Genomic DNA, 23,633 nt, shown 5'->3' with positions numbered 1-23,633 from the left:
GCCTTCGGCGACTACGTGTTCTCGTCGTCCGCTAGTCCAGGAGCCGGTCGCCGCGGACCGCCCGGCCCTCGGCTTCCAGGTGTTCGGGCAGTACCCGGCCGAAGAGCTGCCGGGTCCGTTCCACGCTCCCTATGACGCCGGGGCGCTCGCTGTAGGCGAATATCGCGGAGTGGCGCGCGATCTCGCCGCTCACCGGGCTCACCCGGTGCAGCGAGTAGCGGCCTTTGAACAACTGCAGGTCACCCGGTTGCAGGGGGAGGCGCCGGGTCAACCGCTCGCCCCGACCGTCCACTACGTCCCGGACGTCGTCGAAATTCTCGTCCTGCGCGGTCCGAATGTTCGGGCAGTACTCGAAGACGCCGCCGGCCTGCGCCTGCTGGGTCAGCATGCTCACGGTGAACTCGTTGGTGTCGAAGTGCCAGGGGTGCTCCATGCCCGGTGCGATGACGTTGAGAACCAGCCCGGAGAGCGGGTCCGCGAGCTCGTGCAGCTCCGGCAGTTCGAAGCAGCGGGCGATGAAGTGCCGGAACAACATGCTGGAGTAGAGCCGACTGATGAGGGAGTCCGCGGGGATGCGGTCCCGCGCGACGAACGCGTTACCCCGCTCGAAGGTCTTCCGGCCCGGATGGTCCTCGGGCAGTGCCGAGTCCACCGCGATGTTGTAGACGTTCACCGTCTCGACGTCGTGGTGCGCCCGGGGGGCGATGGCCGAGCACTCCTGCCGCAGCACATCGCGCAGCGACGGGCGAATGAAGTCCGGCAGCACGGTGCAGCCGAGAGTCGACAGATCGTGCTGGGCACGGGAGACCACGGCCTGTCCCCCGGCGCTCGCGAGTTCCGACAGAGGATAGCGAGCCGTGTCGACTACCTGATCAAGCGTCAGTGCTTCCAAAGAGCGCATTCGATCCTCTCCACATGCGGGCGGCCCCTCGCGCCGGTACCCCCGCCAATCCGCGGTTCCGCCTCTTACGCACACACGGGACGAGCGACGCAATCCGTGCGGTCAGCCGGACCTCCCTCTCGGCAATTCGGTAACTCGGCTGGAAAAAAGGGCACTTGAAGTTCCCACAGTGGCGTCGTGTTGTCTGTGACGCGTCACACTGCCCACCTGTGCGCTTCAGCAAACCATCGCAGGTTTGGTGCGGGCCGGCAGTCACGCAGGAGTTGAAGGGGCTGCAGGGGCCGGTGCGCCCTGGGCGAGGGGCGGTCCGTGAAGCCGATGATCACAGGGATCGAGTTGCTCACCGCGCCGCGCGACGGTGCCTGCGGCGCGGGCGGAGTCCGGCGGGTCCGAGACTCCGTGCTGCTGAGCTGCTCGGGCTGCCCCGCGGCTGTACGCACCGCGAGGCAGCCGGCGCGCGGCCGGTGGATCAGCCTTGGACGATGAACGTCTTGGCCTTACCGGAGCGGCTGGAGCAGGACTGCTTCTCCTTGGTGGTCATCTTCCGGGACTTGACGACCACCGCGTTGCCCTGGCCGTCCGTTCCGTTCGGCGCCGGGCCTGTGATGACGTCAGGGACGAACCAGAAGTAGTGGCCCCACTTCCGGTCGTCGTAGTGGGTCTGCCAGGTGCCGGAGACGGTCTGCATCACCTGTGCACGGGAGATCCAGCCGACTTCGCCCGGTTTCACCGTCATGTTGATGGAGCTGGTCTCCGAATGCGAGCTCGACCAGGTGTGGCTGTAAGTCGCCGTCACGCTGACATCGATGATGTCCGCGATCTTGCCGCCGACGGTCACGGACACGCCCGCCGAGTCCGTGGAACCGACCGTGTCGGACCAGGTCATCGACTGGGTGGCAGGTGAGGTGCTGCAGTTGTAGAGCGAGTCGGAGACCCGGTGGAAGTCTCCGAGGTACGCCTTGCCCAACTGAGGTTCGTTGAAGGTGCACTTGCCTGCACCCGAGTCGCAGTCGGCTATGAGCTGGGCCCGGGTGGGCTGGTCATCGGCCGAGGCCGGGGCGGCTATCGCCGCGACCATACCCAGGGCAGCCGCTGAGAGCGCCAGCATTCGTCCGCCGTGGCGCATCATGCGGTTGTTCGCCATACATGTGCCTTTCGCTGTGCATGAGGGGGGTCGGCGATCACGGGCAAAGCGACTGAACGCTTGCCGCGATTGCCGCCTGTTGCGATCCAGAAGATGCAACAACTGACGTATCTACAACATCGGCTAATGAAATGCCAGTTGTGGGCGATCCTTCTGGTACACGTACGCGAAGGACTGCACGCACATCAAGTCGGTGTGGGCCCGTCTGCCCCGGATCCATGGGTGCGCACGGGAATTGACAGGCACTTGCCGTCCATGGCGTATGCCAGTGCGAGGGCGGCCAGGTGGGTGGAGCCGGCCTGGGTGAGCGCGGCGGCGTCCACCTTGCCGAAGGCGTTTCGCAAGGTCTGCTCACCCGGGGTTTTGAAACGGCCGGTGAACGGGTCGAAGTCGGATGCTTCTTCCGCTGCCTGACGGAGAGAACCGGCGCGGTACCGAGGGTGATCGTCACGGACAGACTTCGCTCCTACGGCGCCGCCCACCTCGAGGTCATGCCCTCATGACGATGGTCGACGAGCGTGTGCTCACCATCAGCCGCCCGTGCGCGGCGGGGCCAGGCCATGGCTGCGACCGCCCGGACGAGCCGCTCAGCGAGCAGGGGCGTGCCCAGGAACGACGTGTCCTACACACCCCGGAACCCGTCGGGGCGCCCGTTTCCCGGCTGGACGGAATCGGATCGCGGGAGGCGGTCACCTACTGGCAGGCTACCCCCATGGATCGTGCGGAAGTACTGCTCATCGGCGGGCGGGCGGGTGTCGGTAAGACGACGGTGGGGTGGGAGGTTTCGGCGCTGCTGCGCGTCGCGGCGGTCTCTCACGCGATCATTGAGGGTGACTTCATGGGGCAGGTGCATCCGGCACCAAAGGGAGATCCTCACCGCGCGGAGATCACCGAGAGCAATCTGACCGCCGTGTGGGCGAACTTCGCCCAGCGCGGCTACCGGCGCCTGATCTATACGAACACTGTGAGTGTGCTGCCTGAGGCGGGGGGCATGTTCGAGCGTGCCATGGGGGCTGGGGTACGGATCACACGAGTCCTGCTCACCGCCTCCGATGTCACCGCGCGCGAGCGGCTGGTGGGGCGCGAACTCGGTTCGGAGCTGGAGCAGGAGCTGGAAGGCAGTGTCCGCAAGGCACGGCTTCTGGACGAGCGGGTCCCGCCAGAGACGGTGCGGGTGGTGACGGACGGGCGGCGTGTAGTGGATATCGCACGGGAGGTGGTGGCCGCTACCGGTTGGGCTGGGACTCGCTCCGCTCGCAGATCATGATGGTGTTGGCGCGCCGGTCCGGAAATCGGTACGGCCACCGATGATCAACAGTGTGAAGACGGAAGTTCAGACGGTGGCCCGCCCTGCCGCAGGCAGCCGAGTGCCATGCCCCGTACCGGTGAGTCGACGAAGGGCTGTTGCTCGCCCACCTTGGCGTACCAACGACCGTAGAGCGCCTGCACGTCGGGCCTCCTTGAGGATCGCTGGTGCTGGTCACACTCAGTAGGCCCCGGTGCCCGCCACGACGACGCGCACTGTGCGAACGAGAACTCCGAGGTCCCCAGCCGGGGACCAGTTGTCCACGTACCTGAGGTCCAGGGCGACCGTCTCGTCCCAGGAGAGGTCGGAGCGGCCGCTGACCTGCCACAGGCCGGTGAGCCCCGGCTTGACGGCCAGCCTGCGCAGCTCCACCTCGTCGTACCCGGCGACCTCGTCGGGCAGCGGCGGTCTCGGACCGACCAGGGACATGTGTCCCAGCATCACGTTGAACAGCTGGGGGAGTTCGTCCAGGGACCAGCGGCGCAGCACCCGGCCGACGCGGGTGATCCGCGGATCGCGGCGGATTTTGAACATCCGGCCGTCGTGCTCGTTGGTGCCGGTCAGCTGGTGCCTCAGCCGCTCCGCGTTGGTGACCATGGTGCGGAACTTGGCCATGGTGAATGGGCTTCCTCCGCGACCGATGCGCGTCTGCCGGTGCACGACGGGGCCAGGGGAGTCCACCCGTACGGCGAGGGCCACCGCCGCGAACACGGGGGCGAGCAGCACGATCAGCAGTGCCGCACCCAGCCGGTCCGTCACCGACTTGAGCAGCGTCGCAAGTCCCCGCCTCAGGGGCGGGGCCACGTTCAGCATCGTGAGCCCGGCCACGGAGAGGACGCCCACCCGGCGGCCGGCAACCTCGGTCAGGCCCGGTACGACCACGAGCGGGCGCTCCTCGCTGTGCAGGGCCCACGACAGGCGCCGCAGGCGGGTTCCTGTCATGTACGGTCCCGGCACGACGAGGACCATGTCCACGTCGAGCCGCCGGGTCGCCTCCAGTACCGGGGCGGAGTCGGCCGACGGGCGCAGCGGTGTCTGCCTGCCGAGGCGGGTGGCGACCGGGGCCAGTGCATGCGGGTCCTCGTCGCCGATCGGGCACACGCCGACGACGACGAGCTCGTGGTCGGTCCGCTTCGCCAGGTGGCTCACCAGACCGTCGACAGCGTTAGCCTCCCCGATCACCAGGGCCCGGCGGACGGCCCCGCCGTCGCGGCGCCGGGCGATCAGATGACGGTGGATCAGTGTGTGCACGACGGCGCTCGTCGGCGCGCAGGGCACCAGGGCGGCCAGTGCGACGAGGAACGGGGACTCCTCGCCCGTCGCCGCCCGCACCACCGCGAGCAGTCCGACCAGTATCAGCCAGTCCTGCAGCGCGGCGCCGAGGTTGTCGCGCTCACCGAGACGGCGCTCGCAGTAGCGGTCCCGTACGCCGCGCAGCAGCAGCCATGCCGCGGCCGCCACCGCCGCGCAGGCCGCGGCATGTGTGCTGTCGGCCGGCGCGAAGGCCAGATACATCGGCACGGCGGCGCCGGCCGCGTCGCCGATGACGGCGACGGGCGCGAACCAGAGGGGCTTGCCGGTGCGGCGACCGGTCGGCGGCTGCTCCTGGATGACCGGTGTCTGCGCAGGTCTTGCCCCTGGTACGTGGGGCATCGTGTCCTCGAACAGCCACATTCCGCCTCCAAGTGCATCAAAAGGGACTGTTTGAGTGTGTATGGCCGTCCGCTGAGCAGCGGGGCGCGACGCTGGGCCGCGGGCAACTCTCACCCGATGAGCAGAGTTCCATGCCATGTGCATATGCGGACGGCGGGGCCGGGAGGCGAGAAAGTGCCCAAGAGGCTGCTTCCGCGACAGGGTGCTGGAGGAGCAGCAGGGCGAATACCGGAATGCGCCGTTCGGGCGGCATCAGATCGTGTGGTATCGGCGGATGTTCCGCTCTCCCGGCAAGGAACAGTGCCTGACCGCCCTACGCTCGTCACGCCGTAGAGAGCAGTGCTACGGAAGGTATTCAGAAATGCTCGGCGGCTGGCAGCACCTGTGCCGGTGAACATCCTCCTGCGCCGGTGTCCGACCAGTCGTTCGTCAACGCAGTTCTTTCAGGAATTCCCCCTGTAAATTCCACGCCGCGACGGTGCCTGAGTCGGCGCTTCCGAAAAGGGCGTGTGGCTCCGGCCCAGGCTTGGTGTGGTACCGAAAGGCGGCTCCACACGTAATGGCACGTGTTTTGGCGATTTATGGAACCCGGCCCGAGGCGGTGAAGGTCGCTCCCGTAGTGAAGTCGTTGCGCGACAGTGGCCGCCATGAACCGGTCGTGGCGGTGACCGGTCAGCATCCACACCTGGTGGATCAGATCCACCGGACGTTGCAGGTCGAGGCGGACCTGGACCTGCGCGCCTTCGAGCCGGGACAGCCGCTCGCTTCGATGACCGCAAAGGTGATGGAACGCGCCTCCGCCGCGATTGCGCAGGTGCGGCCGGAACTCGTCCTGGTTCAGGGAGACACCACCAGCGCGTTCGCGGCAGGCATGGCCGCCTTCTACGCCGACGTCCCGCTGGTGCATCTGGAGGCGGGGCTGCGTACGGGCAGCAGGCGTGCACCGTTTCCGGAGGAGATGAACCGCTCGCTGCTCGGCTGGATCACCGACCTCCACCTCGCTCCCACCGTCGCGGCGAAGCAGAACCTGGTCGGCGAAGGAGTGGCCGGCGACCGTGTCGTGGTAACCGGCAACACCGTGATCGACGCACTCCAGGAGGTGCTGCGCATCTCGCCGCCGCTGCAGGACCGCCGGCTGGCGGAGATCCTCACCGGCGCGATCGACGGCGCTCGTCGGCCCGGGGTCGTCACGGTCACCACCCATCGCCGGGAGTCGTGGGGGGCGCCGATGGAGGAGATCTTCACGGCGGTCAGCGCACTGGCGCGCAAGTACCCCGACCACCAGTTCGTCATCCCACTGCATCCGAATCCGCTGGTGCGCTCAGCCGCCCGAACCCACCTCGCGAGGCGACCCAACCTTCACACCGCCGAGCCGCTGTGCTACCCGGACTTCTGCCGGCTGATGGCAGCGAGCACGATCGTCATGACCGACTCGGGCGGTGTCCAGGAGGAGGCGCCGTCGCTCGGCGTACCGGTCATCGTGCTCAGAGACACCACCGAGCGACGGGAGGCGGTCACCGCGGGAACGGCCGTCCTGGCCGGCACCAGGGCAAGCGCGATCATCCGGTGCTTCAGCGAGCTCGTCGAGGACGAGGAGCGGCACGGCCGGATGGCGCGCAGTGTCAACCCGTACGGCGACGGCCACGCGGCGCCGCGGTGCGTCGCCGCGATCGACGCGCTGACGGGCTGCGGCGAGCGGTTTCCGGACTTCGTCCCCGAGCCGGTGAGCGCGCTGGTGGCTGGTCTGTGATGCGTCTGCGGTTGCGGGCCACGCCAACAGAAACGGAGTGAGGATGAGGATCGCGATGGTGACCGCCGCCTATCTCGACGTCGGGGTGGGCGGCCTCGAGTCGCACGTTTACGAGGTATCCCGCCAGTTGCGGCTGCGTGGCCATGACCCGATCGTGTTCCGGACCGGCTCCGGCGCGGCCCGGCTGCGACCGCCGGCGGATGTGCCGCTGGTCGTTCTGCGGCCGGGCCGGCTGCCTTCCCCGTACCGACGGTCGCCCGCCACCGAGATCGCGCGCCGGATCCTCAACGGCTTCCAGGCCGTCGGGCAGGCCGACAGGGTCGTCGAGACAGCCCCCGACGTGGTGCACTTCCACGACCTGTGCGAGGCCCTGCCGATGGCCCTGTGGCTGCGCCGCCGGCTGCCGGCCGCGCAGGTTTGGACGAACCATCTCGGCGAGTTCCTCGCCCTGGCCCGATACCCGGCGGGGCGCACGGTGACGCGGCTGCTGACGGCGCCGTACCGGCTCGGCATCGGCCCGTCGAGCGAGCTGGCCCGCCAGGATGCCTGCCGGCCCCCGATGCGGTTCATCTCGAACGGTTACGATCCGGCGCGCTTCTATCCGGTCAGCCCGGAGTGCCGGGCCTCCCTGCGTGCCGGGTTCGGTCTGGACCCGGACCAGTTCGTCGTGCTCGTGCCGAGACGGTGGGCGCCCACCAAGGGCGTCCTGCACTTCGCCCACGCGGTCCGCCGCTGGGTGCCGTCCGGGCGGACGGCCACCGTGCTGTTCGCCGGGAGCGGCACCGATCGGTATGCGGCGTACCAGGAGGAGGTACGGCGGGCGCTGGCCGGGGCCGCGGTCGAGGTCCGCACGCTCGGGGCCGTCGCCACCGCGGACATGCCGGTGCTGTACCAGGTCACGGACCTCACCGTGGTCCCCTCCCTCAAGGAGGCCACCAGCCTGAGCGCGATCGAGTCGCTGGGCTGCGGCGTGCCCGTCCTCGGCACCCGGGTCGGCGGCCTGCTCGACCTCGGCGACGCCTGCGGTGACTGCCTGACGCTGGTGCGGCCGGGCGACCCGGACGCGCTGCTCGGCGGACTGTCGACGTTCTTCCGGCCCGAGTACCGCTGGGACGGCGGGCGGGCCGCGCAGATCGCGGCCGAGATCGAGAAGCGCTTCTCGTGGGCGTCGGTCGCCGAGTCCGTGGAGCGCGTCTACCTGGAGGCCATGGCGTGAGGATCCTCTACTTGCAGCACGTCGACTGGAACTGGATCCCGCAGCGGCCGCATTTCCTGGCCGCCGAGCTCAGCCGACTCGGCCACGACCTCCGCGTCTTCCATCTCCGGGCGTGGCGACGAACCGGCCTGGTCGCCCAGGACCCGGGGATCGAACTGCCGGTCGCCCCCACCGGGGTCCGCTGCCTGCCCCACTGGTCGCGGCCAGTGATGCGGCAAGGTGACGCCGCGCTGGTGCGTCGGCTCGGCCGTACCGCTCGGGCGCTGCGGCCGGATGTCGTCTGGGTCACTCATCCCCGGCTGGAGCCGCTGGTCCGGGGGCTCACCGGCATGCCGGTGGTGTACGACTGCATGGACCTGGCCCCGGACATGGCAGGCGCGGACCATCGCTACGTCAGGGGCCTCGAAGCGCGGCTGGCCGCGCGGGCGCACACGAGGATCGCCTCGTCCCCGCGCATCGCGGACGAACTGAGCAGGCGATATTCCGCCGCCGCAGACTCGTTTGTCGTCCGGAACGCGTGCCGGGCCGATTTCGCCTGGCCGGCGCTGGCGGCGTCCGACGCCAGGCCGGATGCCCCGGGCGGCCCGGTCCGAGTGCTCTTCTTCGGCACGATCGGACCATGGCTGGACATGGCGCTGCTCGCGGCTCTCGCCACCGCGCCGGGCGTCCACCTGAAGATCATCGGCCCGGTCAGGACCGCGCTGCCACCGGAGGTGGCACCGTGCGTGTCGGACGCGATGCCGCAGCTCACGTTGCTCGAGATGGCCAGGACCTGGTCGGACGTGCTGCTTCTCCCGTTCCGGTCCGACGATTTCGCCGAATCGGTCGATCCGGTGAAGCTCTACGAGTATGTCGGGCTGGATCGCCCGATCCTCGCGCCTCCGCTGCGCGTCCTCCAGCCGGCGGCGCCCTTTCTCACCTACTACCGCTCCGTCCCGCAGGCGTTGGCGGCGGCGCGGGCCGGCGTCGATCACACGGCCGGCGTCCGGTCGGCCCGGCAGGCGTTCGTCGTCGGCAACACGTGGTCCGCCCGTGCGCGCGAGGTCGACGAGCTGCTGGCGAAGGGACTCGACCGATGACCTCGTACAGCGTCGGCATCGTCTCCTACTGGTCCTTCGACCTGGCGCACGAGGCCCTTCGTTCGGCGTTGCGGCAGGTACCCCCGCCGTCCACGATCGTGGTCGTCGAGAATTCGCAGCGGCCGGAACACTGGCGGTGCTGGACGTCGCTGGTCCCGGCCGGCGCCGAACGCCCGTCCGGCCGCCGGACCGGGGCCCGTGCGTACCCGGTGCGCCAGGTGCTGTCATGGCGGTCCGGCGGCACGACGTGTGTGGTGGTCTGGAGCGCCGAGAACGGCGGCTACTGCCGTGGCAACAACCTCGCGCTGGCGTACTGCGACGAGCCGTACCACCTGGTCCTGAACCCGGACTGCGTGCTCATGCCCGGCGCGGTGACGGACATGCTGCGGGTTCACGCGGCCGACACCGGAGTCGTGTCCGGTGTGCTGGTGAAGACGCCGGCAGTGGTGCCGGACGACGGGACACCGTCGAAGCGGAAGGTCGACTGTGCCGGCGGATGGGTCTCCCTGCATACCGGCCGTACCAGGAGGCTGACCGACCCGCCGGCCCCGGACGCGGTGCCCGCGGGCGCCCGGGCCGCGGGCGGGGGCGTCTTCACGTACTCGGGCGCGTGCGCCCTGTTCGAGCGGGCCTCGCTGGACCGGATCGGCGGATTCCCCGGCGACCTGTTCCTCTACTACGACGAAATGCTGGTGACCCTGCGGCTACGGGAAACCGGACGGCAGTTGCGGCTGATCCCCCAGGTCGTCGGCGTCCATCAGCGCCACTCCACGACGCGGGGCGGCGGGAACGTGCGCAGCCCGCTGGAGGCCTACCACGCTGCCCGGTCGGCGGCCATGGTCGCACGCACGATCGGCCTTGGCACGTCCGTGTGTTGGACGGTGGCCCGACTCGGCTGGGGCCTGCGCCTGCTGGCCTCGTCGCGAGCGGCGGCCGGCGCGAACCTGCGCGGTCTGGCCGCCGGACTGCGCGCGGTCCGGCCATGACCGGCTTCGTGTCGGCGGCGATCATGCTGGCCTGTCTCGGGGCGCTGGTCGCCATCCAGCGGAGGACCACCCCGGCGTTCCTCCTGGTGCTGTCCATGGCCCCGATCCTGGTCGGCTTCGAGATGGTCTGCGCGCGGCTCGGTCCCGCCCCGCACAGCTGGGCGGTGTACGCCACCGCCCCGGCGTTCACCGGCGGCGTGCTCGCCGTGGGCCGGCGCGGCGGCGAGGCCGGGATGGTGCCGGGATCCGGGCGTGCGGGGGTCCGCCCAGCGGCGCTGTGGGGTTCGCAGCGGATCGGGCTGGCCGTGTCGGCGCTGATCGTGTGCGGCCTGACCGTGACCCACTTCAGCATCGTGGGCATTCCCGCGCTGAGCGTGAACCCGGAGATCGAGCGGTTCAACCTCGGCGCGTCCGGCCTGTTCGGTCTGCCGAGCCGCAGTGTGCTGTTCGGTCTGCCGATCCTGGCCACGCTGTGCGGGGTGAAGTACGACAGCCTGCCGAGGTGGGTCACCGGCATGGTGTGGGCGGTGTTCGTGCTGTCGCGGCTGGCACTCGGCTTCAAGGGCGGCCTGGTCGAGGTGCTGGTCGTTCTCCTCATCGCCGTGCTGCTCCGCGGCCGCGTGCGGCCCGCGGCCGTCATCGCCGGTCTGCCGATGCTGGCGCTGGCGCTGTGCTACGGATCCTGGATCGGAAACCAGTACCAGACCGTGGCTCGTTCCGGCGGCGCATCCCTCGGCTACCTGCTCGACCGGCTCACCGTCGTGGCGGCGAGTCCCGCGTGGTACTCGCTGGTGCTGGGCCGGACGGCCACCCAGGGCAGCCCCGTGTTCGGCTACGACCTGCGCTACTTCGCCGCACACTACCTGGAGATGGGCAGCGGCCCCGTGTTCGCCTACGACGAGATCGTCTCCTCCTACGTCACCGGGACCCCGCTGACCGGCCGCTTCTTCCTGGTGCCGGTCACCACTGGCGGCGCGGCGTACCTGATCAACAGCGTCGGGGCGGTGCTCACCGTGGTGGTCGCGGGGGCCCTCGGCTACGCCTGGCAGCGCTGTTGCAACCGGATCGCGGCCACTCGGGAGGTACTCGTCGTCCTGGTGTGCATCGCCTCCATCCTGGCGACGCGGACGTTCCTGATCAACGGCGGCGGCGCGTACGTGGTGGTGAACTACGGTTTCGTGCTGGCGCTGCTGGCCATTCCCTACCTCCTCGTCGCCACCGTGGTGCGGACACCGCAGGAGAACTTCGCGCGCCGCCGACGCGGATCGTCGGCTTCGGCACGCACGGCGCCACAGCCAGGACCGGGGTCGAGACGCGAGCTGTGCCCGGCAGGCCGGCACCAGTACGCTGTGCAGGACCGCCCACGCGGACCGGAACGGCCCGAGTCATGAGAGCGGGCCTGCCGCGACTCATGCTCTACTGCACCGGTGGGGTGAGCCTCGGGCTCAACACACTGTTCCTGTGGCCGGTCCTGGCCCGCCACGTCGGCCCGGACCTCCTCGGCCAGCTAGCCACCCACCTCACCGTGGTCGGCCTGCTCAGCCCGGCCGCCGCTGCCGGACTGCACGTCTACGTGCAGCGGAACGCGGCCCATCCCGACCCGCAGGTCCGCCATCAGGCGGTGCGCGTCGCGGCGGCGTCGATGCGGACCGTCATCGGGCCGGCGGTCGGTCTCGCGCTGGTGCTGCTGCCGCTCTGGCCGACGGCGGGCAGTGCGATCCTGGCCGTGCTCTGCGCCGCGGCTGGCCTCGTCGTGGTCGGCCTCATGCGCGGCCTAGACCGGGCCCGGAGCTTCGCCGTGTTGACGCTGAGCAGCCAGACCGTGGCGCCGGCGGCGGCGGCGCTGGCGCTGGTGCGGACCGGCTCGGTCAGCGCCGCGATGCTCGCGTTCGCGGCCGCAGTGGTCCTACCCGCGGTCGCGGTCAGCCGTGACGCCGCAAGCCCGGCCACCCACGGCGACCGGGGGGCGACCGGCCGCGCGACTCTCCGGGACGACCGGTCCATGCTGGCCGGGGCGCTGCGCTTCTCGGTGCCACTGCTGCCGCACCTGGTCCTGATCCTCGGGCTGGTACAAGGGGTCCGTGTCCTCGTGGCATTGACACAGGGCTATTCGGCGGCCGGGTACTTCCAGTTCGCGGCCATGCTGGGTGGGTTTCCGATCACGGCCGTGCTCATCCTGCACGGTCACTGGTCGACCTGCGCGCTCCGGTGTCAGGACGACGAGGCGTTCTACCGGGAGACGCTGAGGTACGGTCAGCGGCTTGCCTGGATGTCCGTGGCACTTGCCGCCATCGCAGGCGTCTCAGCGCTGCAGCTCCTGCCCATCCTGCTGCCGTCGTCGTACCCCGTTCGGCCGATCGCGCTGGCCGTCGCTGCACTCGTACCGGCGGTCACCCTCAAGTGCATCGGAGATCTTCAGGCCGAAATGGCCCTGCGGAACGGCAAGGGCGGCTCGGTGTCCATCGGGACGGGCATCGGCGCGTGCGTCGCGGTGGCGGTCGTCCCGCTGGCCGGCGGGTCGCTGGGGCTGGCCGCCGGAGGACTGGCCGTCTCCGCCGGTCTGTCCACCCGGGCCCTGGTCAGCGTCCTGCACCTGAGGCGGGACGGCATCCGCATCGTGCTCTCCATGCCACTGCGGGCTTCGGTCGCCGCGTGCGTGCTGGTTGGTCTGGCGGTCGCGATCATGGTTTGAGGCCGGGGGCACAACCGAAGAGGATCCGTAAGCGAACTGACGGACCCTCATGAAAGAGTCCGTTTACCGCTTACCGTGAAACCAAGACGCGGTCACAGACCGGAGTTGATCAGCGACGTCCCGAAAGCGGGCGGCGTCGGGTCTCGGCCAGGACGCGGCGTCGAGAACGTCGGCCCTGGTAACGCGCTCAAGAAGCGTCGCCCGAACGGCACGACCGACCGACCCGCCATAATCGTCGAAGCGGAAATCGCTCGATCTCCTTGCGTCCCGAGCCAGAGGCATCGCCGGCGTTTTCATCACATCTGCTACCACCAGCCCGTGCAAACTGCTGGTCAGCACCCACTCGGCACGCCCAATGGCCGCGAGTACGTCGTCAAGCGGATCCGAGGTGTACACGACGCGGGCGTTCAATCTTTGCGCGTGAGATTCTAATGTGCTGGTTTTCCGCGCGTTTTTTTTGGCGCTGTAGTGTGCCACCACCGCGCCACCGCTTTTCCTATCGCCCGGCACAAGGCGCCCTTCGAGCAGCAGGGCCGGATCCCCCAGAGCCGTGGTCTGAGGCAGTCCCAACAACTTTCGCGTCTCAGGTCCGCGAACGGCCAGCAGGTCGAGGCGTCGCACTCCGCGTCGCACCCGATCCAGCAGATCCGAGGAGCCGAGTTGAGGCAGTCCCGCCCCGATCACGGCGGATCCCTCACCTGCCTCCAGGGCTGCCCGCTGGAGAACCGAACCCAAGGTGAAGACCTCCGCTGCGGGGGCATCCGTGTGCCTCACCGTGGTCGTTTCACCAAGCTCCATACGAAGAATCGAGGGCGCCAGTTCATCACCGAAGTTACGGAGCTCCCAAGGCGGCAGCAGACGCCCATTGCTGCGACGCGTCCAGAGGTGACGGAGGTCACGGACTTTCTGACGGCGAGTTCCCGTCATCGGCCTCCACCAGAAAAGCCGGATCGGGGGAGTGGTCTTGACCATGGCCAAGGAGCCTTCCTGCCGTGTGAAGGGCAATGCAGAAAGAGGGAACGGTGGCCGGCGCACGTTGTGGAAAGCCTAGTCCTGACGGACCGGGAGGGAACGGCGGCGCGCCGCCGAGCACGGGCGGCCGCTTGTCCGTCAGGCGGGCACGAAGAGCACACGGAACATTCTGGGCCAGTACTTCCCTGTGATCAGGAACTGATCCGTGCCGGGGACCGCCGCGATGCCGTTCAGCGTGGCCCCCGGGACGAGTTCGTCGTCGCGCAGCAGGCCAGAGGCGTCGATGCTCGCCGTCACCGCCCCGGTGGCAGGATCGATGCGCACGATGTGGTCGGTGAGGAACACGTTGGCGTACACGGTGGCGCCGACGCACTCCAACTCGTTCAGCCCCGTCACCGGCCGGCCTTCTTCGGTCACGGCGACCTCGCCCGTCCTCGCGAGCGTCCCGGGGTCGCGGAACGTCAGCCGTGACGATCCGTCGCTGGTCACCAGCCGGTGCCGGGCCCGTTGGAGGCACACGCCCCAGCCGTCGTCCGGGTACGGGACGCGACGCAGCTCCGCGAGTGTCTTGGCGTCGCGCTCGATGGCGATCCGGTTTTGCCAGGTGAGCTGCCACAGGGTTCGGCCGAGCACGGTGATGCCCTCCCCGAACAAGGGTGCGGGGAGTGCAACCCGGACCGTGGACTTCTTGCCGGGAGGCCCCGCCCGTACCGAGGACAGGCCGGAAAGGCCGGTGCCTTCGTAGAGCGTGTCGTCGGCCATTTCAAGTCCCTGGGTGAACGCCTTCGGGTCGTGCGGAAGGGTCTGGAGCACCTTGACCCGCAGCTGCTCGACCCGGTGCGCCACGGCCTGCCGCCCCTCCACGCCTCGGCCTGCCGGGTTGTCGGGGGCGTGGTCCGCCGGCGGGCGTGCCGCGAGCAGGAGCGCGGCCGCGAGCACGGCCCAGGCCGCGCGGCGCACACGCTCAGACACGGCAGGCACCTCCCGGCTTGAGCGTGGTCCGCAGCGGCGTCACCAGGGACTGCCGCAGCAGTGTCGGCGTGCCGTCCGGATGCGGCTCCCGCAGATGCAGCACCAGGGTGCGGCGGGAGCCGACGGGCAGCTCCAGGTCCAGCGTGAACACGGAGTGGCCGCGTTCGACGGCGGGTGCGAGCAGCGCGCGGCGGCCATCCAGGGTTGCGTCGGCCAGGGTGGCTCCGACCCCGGCGTAGTACGACACGTGGAGGCGGTTGTCACCCGGCTGGGTGCGGTAGGGAGGGGAATCCGCCCTGATGGTCACGTAGTCGGGCAGGCCGGAGGTCGGCGCCCGGTTGGTCAGGGTCATGGTCGCGGTGACCGTGCGGTCGGCGCCGGAGCAGGTGCCCGCCTCCCAGGTCAGGCTCCGGTCGAGGTAGTAGTCCAGCTTGCTGCCGGCCGCGTTGTTCACCACCAGTCCCGCGAAGGGGCCGGGGGTGTTCGGGAGTGTGCCCGAGTAGGGGCGGGACTCCAGGAGGCGCTGCTCCGCCGGGTGGGCGCTCCAGACCTTCAGCCGTCCGTCCCGCTGGACGTCGTTCACGGCGACGAGCAGTGAAGGCAGCTGGCGCGTGTCGTCGAGTGCCCCCATCAGCCGTGCGGCGGCGGCACGGGCGGCGTCGACGAAGAACGCCTTGCGCCGGGCGATGTCGTCGTACTTCGTGTAGCTGGCCCGTTCGGTGAGGTCCACGACGTTGTCGGCGGTGAGCTCGGTGCCGTCGGCCATGCGGGCCGGGCCGGTGACCTGCAGGAGACGGCTCAGCGTGACAGGGTCCACGGCGATCGCCCCGTCCACGCGTTCGCCGGTGTGCTTGCGCCATGCCGCTGCCCAGATGCGGGCCGCGTAGGGGAAGTGCGGGCTCATGTTGGAGTTGGGCCACACGTGGATGGGGTCGCTGCCCGCATAGCGGGCGTCGAAGTCGGCTCCGAGGTCGACGTCCGGCATCGCCGTTTCCGTCATCTCCGTGTTGTTGCCGAACCGCTCGAAGGACAGTCGGCCCCGGTCGGCCCGCAGCACGGCGAAGGCGCCCGGGACGCCCCCTGTGCCGCGTGCCTCGGCGACGTTCTGGAACGCGAGGAAGTAACGCCGTTGTCCGTGCGTGCCGAGCATGGGCGGCAGGACGCGAGCCGCCACCGCGGCGTCGGTCATCACCGGGGCGAGGCGGTCCAACTGCCGTTGTAGTCCGGCACGGGCCCGGTCGGCCGTCGCCAGCCAGGTGGACCGGGGCAGACCGTGCACGTCGGTCCGCACCTCGGCAACGACGCCTGCCGCCCGCACGATTTCCGGCCTGTGCCGCTGCAACGCCGCGAGGGCGTCGGACATGCCGCCGCCGCTTCCGTGTGCCGTGGACGGCGGCAGGACGCCGGTCAGCGAGGGCAGTACGTCGCTGGCCAGCCGGTCCGCCGCGTACGCGGCGCCGCGCACAGTTCTCACGGGACCTCCGAGAAAGGGCAGTTCGGCGGCGGAGTACCAGGCTGGCCCGGTGGTGAGACGATGCGCCCGAGAAGCGTGGGCGGCGGCGGAGCGCACTGCCTGTTCCGGTACCCCGGTGGGCGCGGTCGCCCTGTCGGAGACGGAGCCTGGCGTCGCCGCCACCGAGTGCCGCAGCGCGTCGAGGTCCTGCTGGGCCGCGAGCAGTTCCCCGCGGGCGATCAGCCCGGTGACACCGATCCAGACGGCGCCGGCCAGCGGGAGCAGCGCTGTGGCCAGGATCGCTCTCCTGAGCACGCGGCGGCGACCCGGTGCCCGTTCGCCGGAGCGGTTCGCTCCGGGCATGTGGATGGCGTCCCGGCCGGGGCCGGGACGCCGTTGTACCGCTGTACGGATGTCTCGCTCCGTCATGAACTGCCCGTCATGAGCTGCGGCGACGGCGCACGACCAGCATCGTGCCAACGCCCGCCACGAGCAGCGCCGCCGCGGTGCCGCCCACGGTCAGGGCCTTCCCAGTGCCCGTCTCCGCGAGGCTTTCGCCGTTGTGGTGCTCAGTCTGGTGCTGGTAGTCCACCGGGTCGGCGACTACGTCGCGTCCGTAGGATCCGTTGTCTCCGTCGTCATGCCCGTCGTGCCCACCGGGGTGCTCTGGCTTGTCCGAGTGGGTGGGCCGGTCGGTCGGTTTCGGAGGCTTGGTCGGCTTCGGGGGCTTGGTCGGACTGGGTGTCGGAGTCGGCGTCGGGGTGCCAATGACCCCGCCCTCCACGTAGACGGTGGCGCCGACGCTGCGGTCGGGGTCGTCCGAGGTGAGCCGGAAGACGTGCCAGCCGCCAGGGGCCGTCTCCGGGATGGTCACAGTCCCCGCCACCGATCCGTCGTCCCCGGCCTGGAAATGGCCGAGGACGATGGGCGTTGATTCCAGCAGCGCCGTGACGCCCTGCCCGGAATCGAAGATTCCCGGGGGCGTGTCGAAGCTCAACAGTCCTCCGGCCGTCACGGTGGTGGTGCTGACGTTCAGGGGTGGGGGCGACCCCGGATATGGCTGCGCATAGGCGGCCTGCGCACCAACCAAGGGTGCCGCGATGAGCATGGCAGCCGAAGCGGCCGATGCCAGGGCCACCCGCCATCTGGGTGACATCGTCATCTTCTTCTTCACTCTCCTCGACTCGACTTCAGTCCGGGCCAGGCTGCAGCGCTGGCCGTAACCAAGATCTGGGTACCAAGACCTTGCTACATGGCATAAATGGGATATATCGGCATATGCCGGTGCGGCGGCGCCCAGAAGCCACCGGATGGTGGAGTGCTTGCCCGCCGTTGGCCCGCCCGCCGTGTCGAGTGGAGGGACGGCCTGCGCCACCGGTGTCGTCCGGCGTTCCGACACAGGGGCGCCTCCCCCGGTTTGAGCGCGCGAGTCCCTATCTTCGGCTGTGCTCATAGGGAACAAAACATTAGATTTCGGATGTTTCCCTCGGTCTGCGAGGGATTATGAGGGGTGCAGCTTGGATCTCCACGGATTCCTGAAAGCGATTGCCAGGCGCTGGCCGGTCGTCGTGGTCTGTCTGGTTCTGGCGATCGGGGCGGCACTCGCCGCGACAGGCCTGAGCACCCCCGTCTACGAGTCGAGGACCCAGCTCTTCGTCGCCACCCGCACCAGTGAGGACACCGCCCAGCTGAACCAGGGGCAGAGCTTCTCGCAGGCGCGCGTTCAGTCGTACGCCTCGATCGTGACGACCCGTCAGGTAACCGCACCCGTGGTGAAGAAGCTGGGGCTGCGCACCACACCGGAGGAACTGGCGTCCCGGATCACCGCCGTCGCCCCGCTCAACACCGTGCTCATCGACATCACCGTCCGGGACACCGTGCCCCAGCGGGCGGCACGCATCGCCAACGCCGTGGCGGAGCGGTTCAGCGCGGTCGTCGAGCGGCTGGAGACGCCCAAGCGCACCGTCCTGCGGCCCGGAAAGGACGACGCGGACGATGCCCCGCCCATCTCGCCTGTCTCCCTGGGTGTCACCCAGGAGGCCGTCGCCCCCATCGATCCGGTCTCGCCCCGACCGCTGCTGAACCTGGCCGCGGGCGTGCTCGGCGGTCTGCTGCTCGGTGCCGGACTCGTCGCACTGCGCGAGACCCTCGACACCACACTCAAGACGAGCGAGGCGCTGGGAGAGTTCACCGCGCTGCCGGGGCTCGGCACCATCCCGTACGACAGGAACGCCCCCAGGCAGCCGCTCGTCAGCGCCGACGTTCGCTCCAACCGCGCAGAGGCCTTCCGCAAGCTCCGCACCAACCTGCAGTTCTCCCAGGTCGACGACCCGCCGCGGATCATCGTGGTGACGAGCTCGGTGCCCGGCGAGGGCAAGACCAACACCGCCGTGAACCTCGCCCTCTCGCTCGCCGAGGCAGGCGTTTCCACCTGTCTGGTGGACGCCGACCTGCGCCGTCCGTGCGTGGCCGGCACCTTCGGCCTTGTCCGGGACGCCGGTCTGACCACGGTGCTGATCGGACGGGCCCGCATCGAGGACGTGATGCAGCAGGCCGAGGGTCGGCTCTCGGTGCTCGCCAGCGGCGCGGTGCCGCCGAATCCAACGGAGCTGCTTGCCTCGGCGCGCATGGGAGAAGTGCTGTGCGAGCTGGCGGACACCTACGAGGTCGTGATCGTCGACACCGCGCCGCTGCTGCCGGTCGCCGACACCGTCGGACTGGCCTCGCTCGCCCAGGGCGCGCTGCTCGTGGTCCGAGCCGCGAAGACCAGTCGGGACCAGGTCCGCACCGCCGCGGAATCACTGAACCGCGTGGGTGTCCGCGTTCTCGGCACCGTCTTCAACATGGCTCCAGTCCCCAGGGGGAACCGTTACGGCAGCTATGGATCGTACGGCGAGCTGCCCGCTCCTCGTGTGTCGGAACGCCGGGAGGAGGCCGACGCGGCCGCGGCGGGGCAGCTCGCAGGCGAGAAATGACCCGGGTCCTGTTCGTCTGCACGGGCAACGTGCACCGATCGGTGCTCGCCGAGCGGCTGCTGGCCGCGCGGCTTCCACCCGACTCGGCCGTGTGGCCGGAGAGCGCCGGCACGGAGGCGTGGCCCCGGCCCGGCATGGAGAGCTCCACCAGGGCGGTGCTGGAGAAGCTGGGCGGTGACGGCTCCGGCTTCGCGGCCCGCCCGCTCACCGCACAGCTCGTCGCGGGAGCGGCCTTGGTCCTCGGGCTCGCGCGCGAGCACCGGGAGGCGGCCGTGCGGCTCGCGCCGTCGGCGATGCGACGCTGCTTCACCCTGAAGGAGTTCGTGCGTCTCGCCGCGGGGGGCGTCGGCCAAGTCCATGGCGGGAAGGGTGCGGCGACCGCGTACGACGGCGTACCGGACGGGGAGGGCCCGCGGGTCGCGGACGGTGTCGACGTCGTGGTCGCGAGCGCGGCCGGCCGCCGGGGTACCGCCGCCCCCGTCCCGCCGGCCGAGGACGACGTCGCGGACCCGTGGGGGAGCCCCGACCTTGTGCTGTACGGGTGCGCCCGCGAGATCGACGGGGCGGTGAGCACGCTCGCCCGGCTGCTGGGCGGCGGAGCAAGCGTCTGAATCGCGGGTCGATGGAAGAGCCCGACCGCGAGGAAGAGCAGGTTGTCGAGAGCTGCGCGCTCGGCGCCAGTCGGGGCCAGGGGCGCCGGCCCGGCCGTCGGTCGGTGGCTGTTGAGTCCACGCCAATAGTTGGGTCCAGCCCAAAGTGTCCCTTTGGGCTGGACCCTTAGAGCTCTCTATCGAAGGCGCAGAGTGAAGCCCCGGTCCAGGCGCAGGCTCGGGGTACGGATGGTCGTCACACGGCTGGCGGGGTCGTAGGACCAGGCGGAGTCCGGGAGTTGACGCCCGTCGAGGGACACGTGCGTTGGTGCCCTGCCTTCGTGCACGGTGAACCGGTACGACCGCGCGTCCACCTTGCCCGTGTACGCGCCCCTGCTCGCCCCGACCGTGACCGTCGTCCCTCCGTCGCCGGTGTGCACCGACGCCCGCTGAGTGGCCGCCGCCCCCTTGGCGAAGTCGCGGGTCACGCCGTCGTCCTCGTAGAGCGTGTAGCGGCTGGTGCCGTATGCCGACGGGTACACGTCCCAGTCCAGCTCGTGCCGGTCGCGGGTCTGCCAACTCGTCGTCCCCTCGGGCCACATGGGGACGATCGCGCCCTCGCGCACGAAGAGCGGCAGCGTGTCGAGCGGGGCGTGGTAGCCGTTGACGGTGGTCGGGCCCTGGTACGTGCGGCCGGTCCAGTAGTCGGTCCAGGTGCCCTTGGGCAGGTAGATGCCGTCACGGGTGTCGGAGTCCTGGTAGACCGGGGCGACGAGGAAGTCGCGGCCCGACAGGAACTCGTACTTGGCCTGCGCGCCCAGTGTGTTCGGGTCGTCCGGGTACTCCAGCCACAGGGGACGCACCGCACCCACCCCCGACTTCGCCGCCTCGGCGGACAGGGTGTACATGTACGGCAGCAGCCGTTCCTTCAGCTGAAGGTACTTGCGGTTGACCGAGGTGTACGGCTCGCCGTCGAGCCACGGCTGCTGGTCGGCGGGCTTGCCCGTGGTGATGTCGCCGGCCCAGCCGTCCATGGTCATGATGGCCGGCAGGAACGCCTTCCACTGGAGGTCACGGGCGTACATCTTCGCGTCGTGGCGGTAGATACTGCCCACGTCACCGGTGTTGTAGGCGATGCCGGACATGGTCGCCCCGGCATACGTCGGGATCTGCCAGCGGATGTAGTCCCAGGACAGCTTCTGGTCGCCGCTCCACAGGACCCCGCAGCGCTGGGCGCCCGCCCAGGAGACGGGCAGCCACACGAACCCGCGCGCGTCGCTGTTGTCCTCGATGCCCTTCTTCGCCGCGTCGCACGCGTCCAGCGCGAACTTGTAGCCGTTGCCGACCCAGGCCACATCCAGCTTGGCCACCCGCTGGCCGGCCTTGACCTGGTCGGCGAGCTTGCCGATGCCGTCCTGGGTCCACAGGCCGAGCTGGGCGTGGTGGTCCTGCAAGCCCTTCGCGGTCTGCTCCAGGTTCTCGTACCCACAGCCGTACCCGTCGTTGACCAGCATCCAGCCCAGCGGCATCTGATGCTCGGTGTAACCGTCGGCGATCTTCAGCGCGTCCAGGGTGTGCCGCTCGCCCCGGTTGGCGTTGTGCAGGTAGCAGTCGGAGTCGCCGGGTTCCAGGCCGTAGACCGGAGGCATGAAGGGCCTGCCCACCAGGGCCGTGTACTTGCCGATGACCTGCTTGGGACCGCCGAGGAAGTAGTAGGCGTCCAGCCGCCGTTCCTGCTGCCCCGTCGTCACCGGCGAGCCAAACGTGTACATGCCCGGCGCGAAGGTGTTGCGGAGAACGCCGTAGCCCGCGCTGGAGAGGTAGAACGGCTGGGAGTTGTTGTAGCCGCCCTCGTTCCAGTCGAAGCTGTTGGCCACGTACATGGTCTGCCCGCGGTGCGAGAAGCTCCCGTTCTGCTCGCCGCCGCCGAAGAACTGCTCGTCCGCTCCCCGCCGAAGGCTCTGCCGCATCCCGCCGGTGGACCAGCGCAGCGGCTTGTCCTCCTGCCAGATCCGGGTGCGGTTGTCGGGCTTGTACAGCCCGAACCGCAGCGGCTTCTTGTACACCCGCAGTACGGCCTCGGGGGAGCGGATGCCGTAATAGTCGCCTGTGTCGAAGGACGAGGTCTGTCGCTGGAGCGCGGGCTCGTTGCGCACGATGGCCGTGCCCGCAGGGTCGCTCAGCGAGCCCGACGGGTCGGCCTGGAGCCGGAGCCGACCGCCGGTCAGGAAGTCCGCGCGGGCCGTGAGCGTGCCCGCCCCGATCGTGTAGCTGCCGTCCCGGCCCGAGAAGGACGTGAGATTCCCCGCATCGGTGGTCGCGGGCAGATACGCGGTGCCCGTGAACGAGTTGTCGTGCACGTCGTACGGCACGACCAGGACGTGGTAGGTCCCGGTAGCCCGCGGGATCACCGTGGCCTCCGGGTCGGCGGTGCCGGCGCTGGACGCCACCTGCTTGCCGTGTTCGTCGTAGACGTACAGGTCGAAGTCGTCGGAGGGCTTCTCCCACTTGATCGACAGGGGTACGCCGCCCTCCGGGTTGTCGTCCCAGTAGCCGACCGGCACCGAGACGGTCAGGTCGAAGCGGTCGCAGACTTTGCTGTCGGGGTCGGCAGCGGCATCGGGGCAGCTCTCGACGCCGCCACCGGTGCCCTTGGCGTAGACGGGGCTCTGCCAACCGACGCTGCTGTGAGCCGAGTCGAGCACAGCGCCGGCCGTTGTCGCGGCCTCCGCGGGCGCCGGGGCGGTGAGCACCGTCCCGGCCAGGACGGCCGCCAGCCCCAGCGGAACCCAGGACGGCCACGGCACACGGTGTCGGAGTCTTCTCACGTCGGAACAGCTCCCATCGCACCATCGCGGACTGACTGGTCTTGCGCTTGTTGCGCGGAGTCGCTCGAAATGAGCCTCAAGCGAGCAACTTCACGCACGAAGCCTCAAGGTTGACGCAGGGTCATGTCAATATGGCGGAGGGGAACACGGTCGGCTCCTGCGGGCTGCGGGCTGCGGGCTGCGGGCTGCGGGCTGCGGGCCGCGGGCCGCGGGGTTGAGGGGTTCCAGTTGGAGATGCTGGTTCGTTCCCACAGAGACCTGGGTCCGATGGTGTTCGTGGAAGCGGCCCGAATCGCCGGACTGGGCTGACCTGACTGCTGTGCGGCAGTCGATCCCGCCCCCGCCGCGTCGCTCACGGGCCAGACGCTGTTCTCGTCGGCTTCGTCGGCCTGGGCGTAGTCGTAATCCTGGAAGTAGTGGGGCCTGCCCTCGACATCGGCGAGGCCGGCGCGCCGTCGGCCGGGCCGTCTCCCGTCCCGGTTTGGTCCGACTGGTCGGATCTGACGGTGGGTCGCGCCGGGACGTTCCGGGCGGCAGCAGAGCCGGGGTTATGAATGCGGTACCTGACCATCCACGCACATCAACCTCAGGAGTCACACGATGCACCCCATCAGGACAGCCTGTATCGGCACGGCCGGTGCGCTGGTCACCCTTCTCGGCTGCGCCCCTGTCGCGGGCGCCGCGACGGACACCGATTTCGCCCACGCCAAGAGTGGAGACCGAGTCATCACACTCATCGGCCATCTCGCGCAGCAGTCGCGCTTCCCCGTCAACCCCGGCGGCAGCCCCGCTCAGGGGGATCGGACCGTCTTCCGCTCGGACCTCTTCGACCAGCTCGGCAACCATGTCGGCGACACCGGCGGCACCTGCACCACCACCCGGGTCGACAACGGCGGAGCGGAGGAGTGCGTCGTGAACTACAACCTCCCGGGCGGCCAACTCACCGTGCAGGGTATGGTCTTCGGCATTCTCAACCCGGGCCCTCCCCCTTCGTTCGACAACGCGATCACCGGCGGCACCGGGGCATTCGACCGGGCTCGTGGCTGGGTCCACGCCGACACGATCGGTACCGGCACGAGGCGCTTCACGATCGACCTCGACCGCTGACGGACCTTG

Annotated in this window: 19 protein-coding genes and 1 pseudogene; 11 read left to right on the top strand and 9 right to left on the bottom strand. The window is 69.8% G+C overall.

All coding sequences use genetic code 11. The annotated features are described in order from the left end of the window. Positions 1–31 precede the first annotated feature (31 nt). The 3 genes from ACWGKT_RS42435 to ACWGKT_RS42425 all read right to left on the bottom strand — a co-directional run bounded on the left by ACWGKT_RS42435 (position 32) and on the right by ACWGKT_RS42425 (position 2,389). Entirely contained in the window at positions 32–901 is an 870-nt protein-coding gene (locus ACWGKT_RS42435; RefSeq protein WP_453277896.1) for a HalD/BesD family halogenase, read from the bottom strand. 469 nt (positions 902–1,370) lie between these two features. Further along, positions 1,371–2,045, bottom strand: coding sequence for a hypothetical protein (locus tag ACWGKT_RS42430; protein ID WP_235453206.1), 675 nt, complete (start codon positions 2,043–2,045; stop codon positions 1,371–1,373). A 185-nt stretch (positions 2,046–2,230) separates the two neighbouring features. Next, positions 2,231–2,389, bottom strand: a complete 159-nt coding sequence (locus tag ACWGKT_RS42425; protein WP_453277907.1) for a hypothetical protein — start codon at positions 2,387–2,389, stop codon at positions 2,231–2,233. A gap of 54 nt (positions 2,390–2,443) precedes the next feature. Here ACWGKT_RS42425 and ACWGKT_RS42420 point away from each other — a divergent pair. Continuing rightward, positions 2,444–2,545: pseudogene (locus tag ACWGKT_RS42420) on the top strand (IS6 family transposase); the annotation flags it as partial. 212 nt (positions 2,546–2,757) lie between these two features. Further along, entirely contained in the window at positions 2,758–3,312 is a 555-nt protein-coding gene (locus ACWGKT_RS42415) for a hypothetical protein (RefSeq protein ID WP_453277906.1), read from the top strand. A gap of 219 nt (positions 3,313–3,531) precedes the next feature. On the opposite strand, the gene ACWGKT_RS42410 is transcribed toward ACWGKT_RS42415, so the two are convergent. Further along, positions 3,532–5,025 carry a sugar transferase gene (locus ACWGKT_RS42410; RefSeq protein WP_453277895.1) on the bottom strand — a complete coding sequence of 498 codons (1,494 nt, stop codon included), beginning with the start codon at positions 5,023–5,025 and terminating at the stop codon, positions 3,532–3,534. A gap of 538 nt (positions 5,026–5,563) precedes the next feature. On the opposite strand from ACWGKT_RS42410, the gene wecB reads away from it, so the two are divergent. The 6 genes from wecB to ACWGKT_RS42380 are packed head-to-tail and all read left to right on the top strand — an operon-like array spanning position 5,564 to position 12,727. Then, positions 5,564–6,754, top strand: a complete 1,191-nt coding sequence (gene wecB, locus ACWGKT_RS42405) for a non-hydrolyzing UDP-N-acetylglucosamine 2-epimerase (RefSeq protein ID WP_453277894.1) — start codon at positions 5,564–5,566, stop codon at positions 6,752–6,754. A gap of 43 nt (positions 6,755–6,797) precedes the next feature. After that, a complete protein-coding gene (locus ACWGKT_RS42400; RefSeq protein WP_453277893.1) occupies positions 6,798–7,970 on the top strand; it encodes a glycosyltransferase family 4 protein in 1,173 nt (390 codons plus the stop codon). Continuing rightward, positions 7,967–9,049 (top strand): glycosyltransferase, encoded by a 1,083-nt coding sequence (locus tag ACWGKT_RS42395; protein ID WP_453277892.1) that lies wholly within the window; start codon positions 7,967–7,969, stop codon positions 9,047–9,049. The genes ACWGKT_RS42400 and ACWGKT_RS42395 overlap by 4 nt, the downstream gene beginning before the upstream one ends. Next, positions 9,046–10,035, top strand: a complete 990-nt coding sequence (locus ACWGKT_RS42390; RefSeq protein ID WP_453277891.1) for a glycosyltransferase family 2 protein — start codon at positions 9,046–9,048, stop codon at positions 10,033–10,035. Before ACWGKT_RS42395 ends, ACWGKT_RS42390 begins: the two co-directional genes overlap by 4 nt. Beyond that, positions 10,032–11,426, top strand: coding sequence for a hypothetical protein (locus ACWGKT_RS42385; RefSeq protein WP_453277890.1), 1,395 nt, complete (start codon positions 10,032–10,034; stop codon positions 11,424–11,426). The genes ACWGKT_RS42390 and ACWGKT_RS42385 overlap by 4 nt, the downstream gene beginning before the upstream one ends. Then, positions 11,423–12,727 carry a lipopolysaccharide biosynthesis protein gene (locus ACWGKT_RS42380; protein ID WP_453277889.1) on the top strand — a complete coding sequence of 435 codons (1,305 nt, stop codon included), beginning with the start codon at positions 11,423–11,425 and terminating at the stop codon, positions 12,725–12,727. Before ACWGKT_RS42385 ends, ACWGKT_RS42380 begins: the two co-directional genes overlap by 4 nt. 63 nt (positions 12,728–12,790) lie before the next feature. Here the strand turns inward: ACWGKT_RS42380 and ACWGKT_RS42375 are convergent, their stop codons facing one another. The 4 genes from ACWGKT_RS42375 to ACWGKT_RS42360 form a co-directional block, all read right to left on the bottom strand. After that, positions 12,791–13,699 carry a polysaccharide pyruvyl transferase family protein gene (locus ACWGKT_RS42375; protein ID WP_453277905.1) on the bottom strand — a complete coding sequence of 303 codons (909 nt, stop codon included), beginning with the start codon at positions 13,697–13,699 and terminating at the stop codon, positions 12,791–12,793. A gap of 138 nt (positions 13,700–13,837) precedes the next feature. Next, positions 13,838–14,671, bottom strand: coding sequence for a glutaminyl-peptide cyclotransferase (locus ACWGKT_RS42370; RefSeq protein ID WP_453277888.1), 834 nt, complete (start codon positions 14,669–14,671; stop codon positions 13,838–13,840). Continuing rightward, positions 14,664–16,553: a DUF4012 domain-containing protein gene (locus tag ACWGKT_RS42365; RefSeq protein WP_453277887.1), complete on the bottom strand. Its 1,890-nt coding sequence runs from the start codon at positions 16,551–16,553 to the stop codon at positions 14,664–14,666. Before ACWGKT_RS42365 ends, ACWGKT_RS42370 begins: the two co-directional genes overlap by 8 nt. 10 nt (positions 16,554–16,563) lie before the next feature. Beyond that, positions 16,564–17,298, bottom strand: coding sequence for an LPXTG cell wall anchor domain-containing protein (locus tag ACWGKT_RS42360; RefSeq protein WP_453277886.1), 735 nt, complete (start codon positions 17,296–17,298; stop codon positions 16,564–16,566). Between the two features lie 343 nt (positions 17,299–17,641). On the opposite strand from ACWGKT_RS42360, the gene ACWGKT_RS42355 reads away from it, so the two are divergent. Continuing rightward, positions 17,642–19,099, top strand: a complete 1,458-nt coding sequence (locus tag ACWGKT_RS42355; RefSeq protein ID WP_453277885.1) for a polysaccharide biosynthesis tyrosine autokinase — start codon at positions 17,642–17,644, stop codon at positions 19,097–19,099. Next, entirely contained in the window at positions 19,096–19,710 is a 615-nt protein-coding gene (locus ACWGKT_RS42350; protein WP_356151539.1) for an arsenate reductase/protein-tyrosine-phosphatase family protein, read from the top strand. The genes ACWGKT_RS42355 and ACWGKT_RS42350 overlap by 4 nt, the downstream gene beginning before the upstream one ends. A 176-nt stretch (positions 19,711–19,886) precedes the next feature. On the opposite strand, the gene ACWGKT_RS42345 is transcribed toward ACWGKT_RS42350, so the two are convergent. After that, positions 19,887–22,517 (bottom strand): TIM-barrel domain-containing protein, encoded by a 2,631-nt coding sequence (locus ACWGKT_RS42345; RefSeq protein ID WP_453277884.1) that lies wholly within the window; start codon positions 22,515–22,517, stop codon positions 19,887–19,889. 600 nt (positions 22,518–23,117) lie between these two features. Between ACWGKT_RS42345 and ACWGKT_RS42340 the strand changes: the two genes are divergently transcribed. Further along, positions 23,118–23,624 carry an allene oxide cyclase barrel-like domain-containing protein gene (locus tag ACWGKT_RS42340; RefSeq protein WP_453277883.1) on the top strand — a complete coding sequence of 169 codons (507 nt, stop codon included), beginning with the start codon at positions 23,118–23,120 and terminating at the stop codon, positions 23,622–23,624. Positions 23,625–23,633: the final 9 nt, after the last annotated feature.

This window comes from Streptomyces sp. NPDC054794, assembly GCF_053611585.1.
This window is presented reverse-complemented; position numbering and strand designations above follow the sequence as displayed.

Coding starts and splice junctions, on each gene's coding strand:
- ACWGKT_RS42435 (WP_453277896.1), bottom strand. CDS start 901: ATGCGCTCTTTGGAAGCACTGACGCTTGATCAGGTAGTCGACACGGCT.
- ACWGKT_RS42430 (WP_235453206.1), bottom strand. CDS start 2,045: ATGGCGAACAACCGCATGATGCGCCACGGCGGACGAATGCTGGCGCTC.
- ACWGKT_RS42415 (WP_453277906.1), top strand. CDS start 2,758: ATGGATCGTGCGGAAGTACTGCTCATCGGCGGGCGGGCGGGTGTCGGT.
- ACWGKT_RS42410 (WP_453277895.1), bottom strand. CDS start 5,025: ATGTGGCTGTTCGAGGACACGATGCCCCACGTACCAGGGGCAAGACCT.
- wecB (WP_453277894.1), top strand. CDS start 5,564: ATGGCACGTGTTTTGGCGATTTATGGAACCCGGCCCGAGGCGGTGAAG.
- ACWGKT_RS42400 (WP_453277893.1), top strand. CDS start 6,798: ATGAGGATCGCGATGGTGACCGCCGCCTATCTCGACGTCGGGGTGGGC.
- ACWGKT_RS42390 (WP_453277891.1), top strand. CDS start 9,046: ATGACCTCGTACAGCGTCGGCATCGTCTCCTACTGGTCCTTCGACCTG.
- ACWGKT_RS42385 (WP_453277890.1), top strand. CDS start 10,032: ATGACCGGCTTCGTGTCGGCGGCGATCATGCTGGCCTGTCTCGGGGCG.
- ACWGKT_RS42380 (WP_453277889.1), top strand. CDS start 11,423: ATGAGAGCGGGCCTGCCGCGACTCATGCTCTACTGCACCGGTGGGGTG.
- ACWGKT_RS42375 (WP_453277905.1), bottom strand. CDS start 13,699: ATGGTCAAGACCACTCCCCCGATCCGGCTTTTCTGGTGGAGGCCGATG.
- ACWGKT_RS42365 (WP_453277887.1), bottom strand. CDS start 16,553: ATGACGGAGCGAGACATCCGTACAGCGGTACAACGGCGTCCCGGCCCC.
- ACWGKT_RS42350 (WP_356151539.1), top strand. CDS start 19,096: ATGACCCGGGTCCTGTTCGTCTGCACGGGCAACGTGCACCGATCGGTG.
- ACWGKT_RS42340 (WP_453277883.1), top strand. CDS start 23,118: ATGCACCCCATCAGGACAGCCTGTATCGGCACGGCCGGTGCGCTGGTC.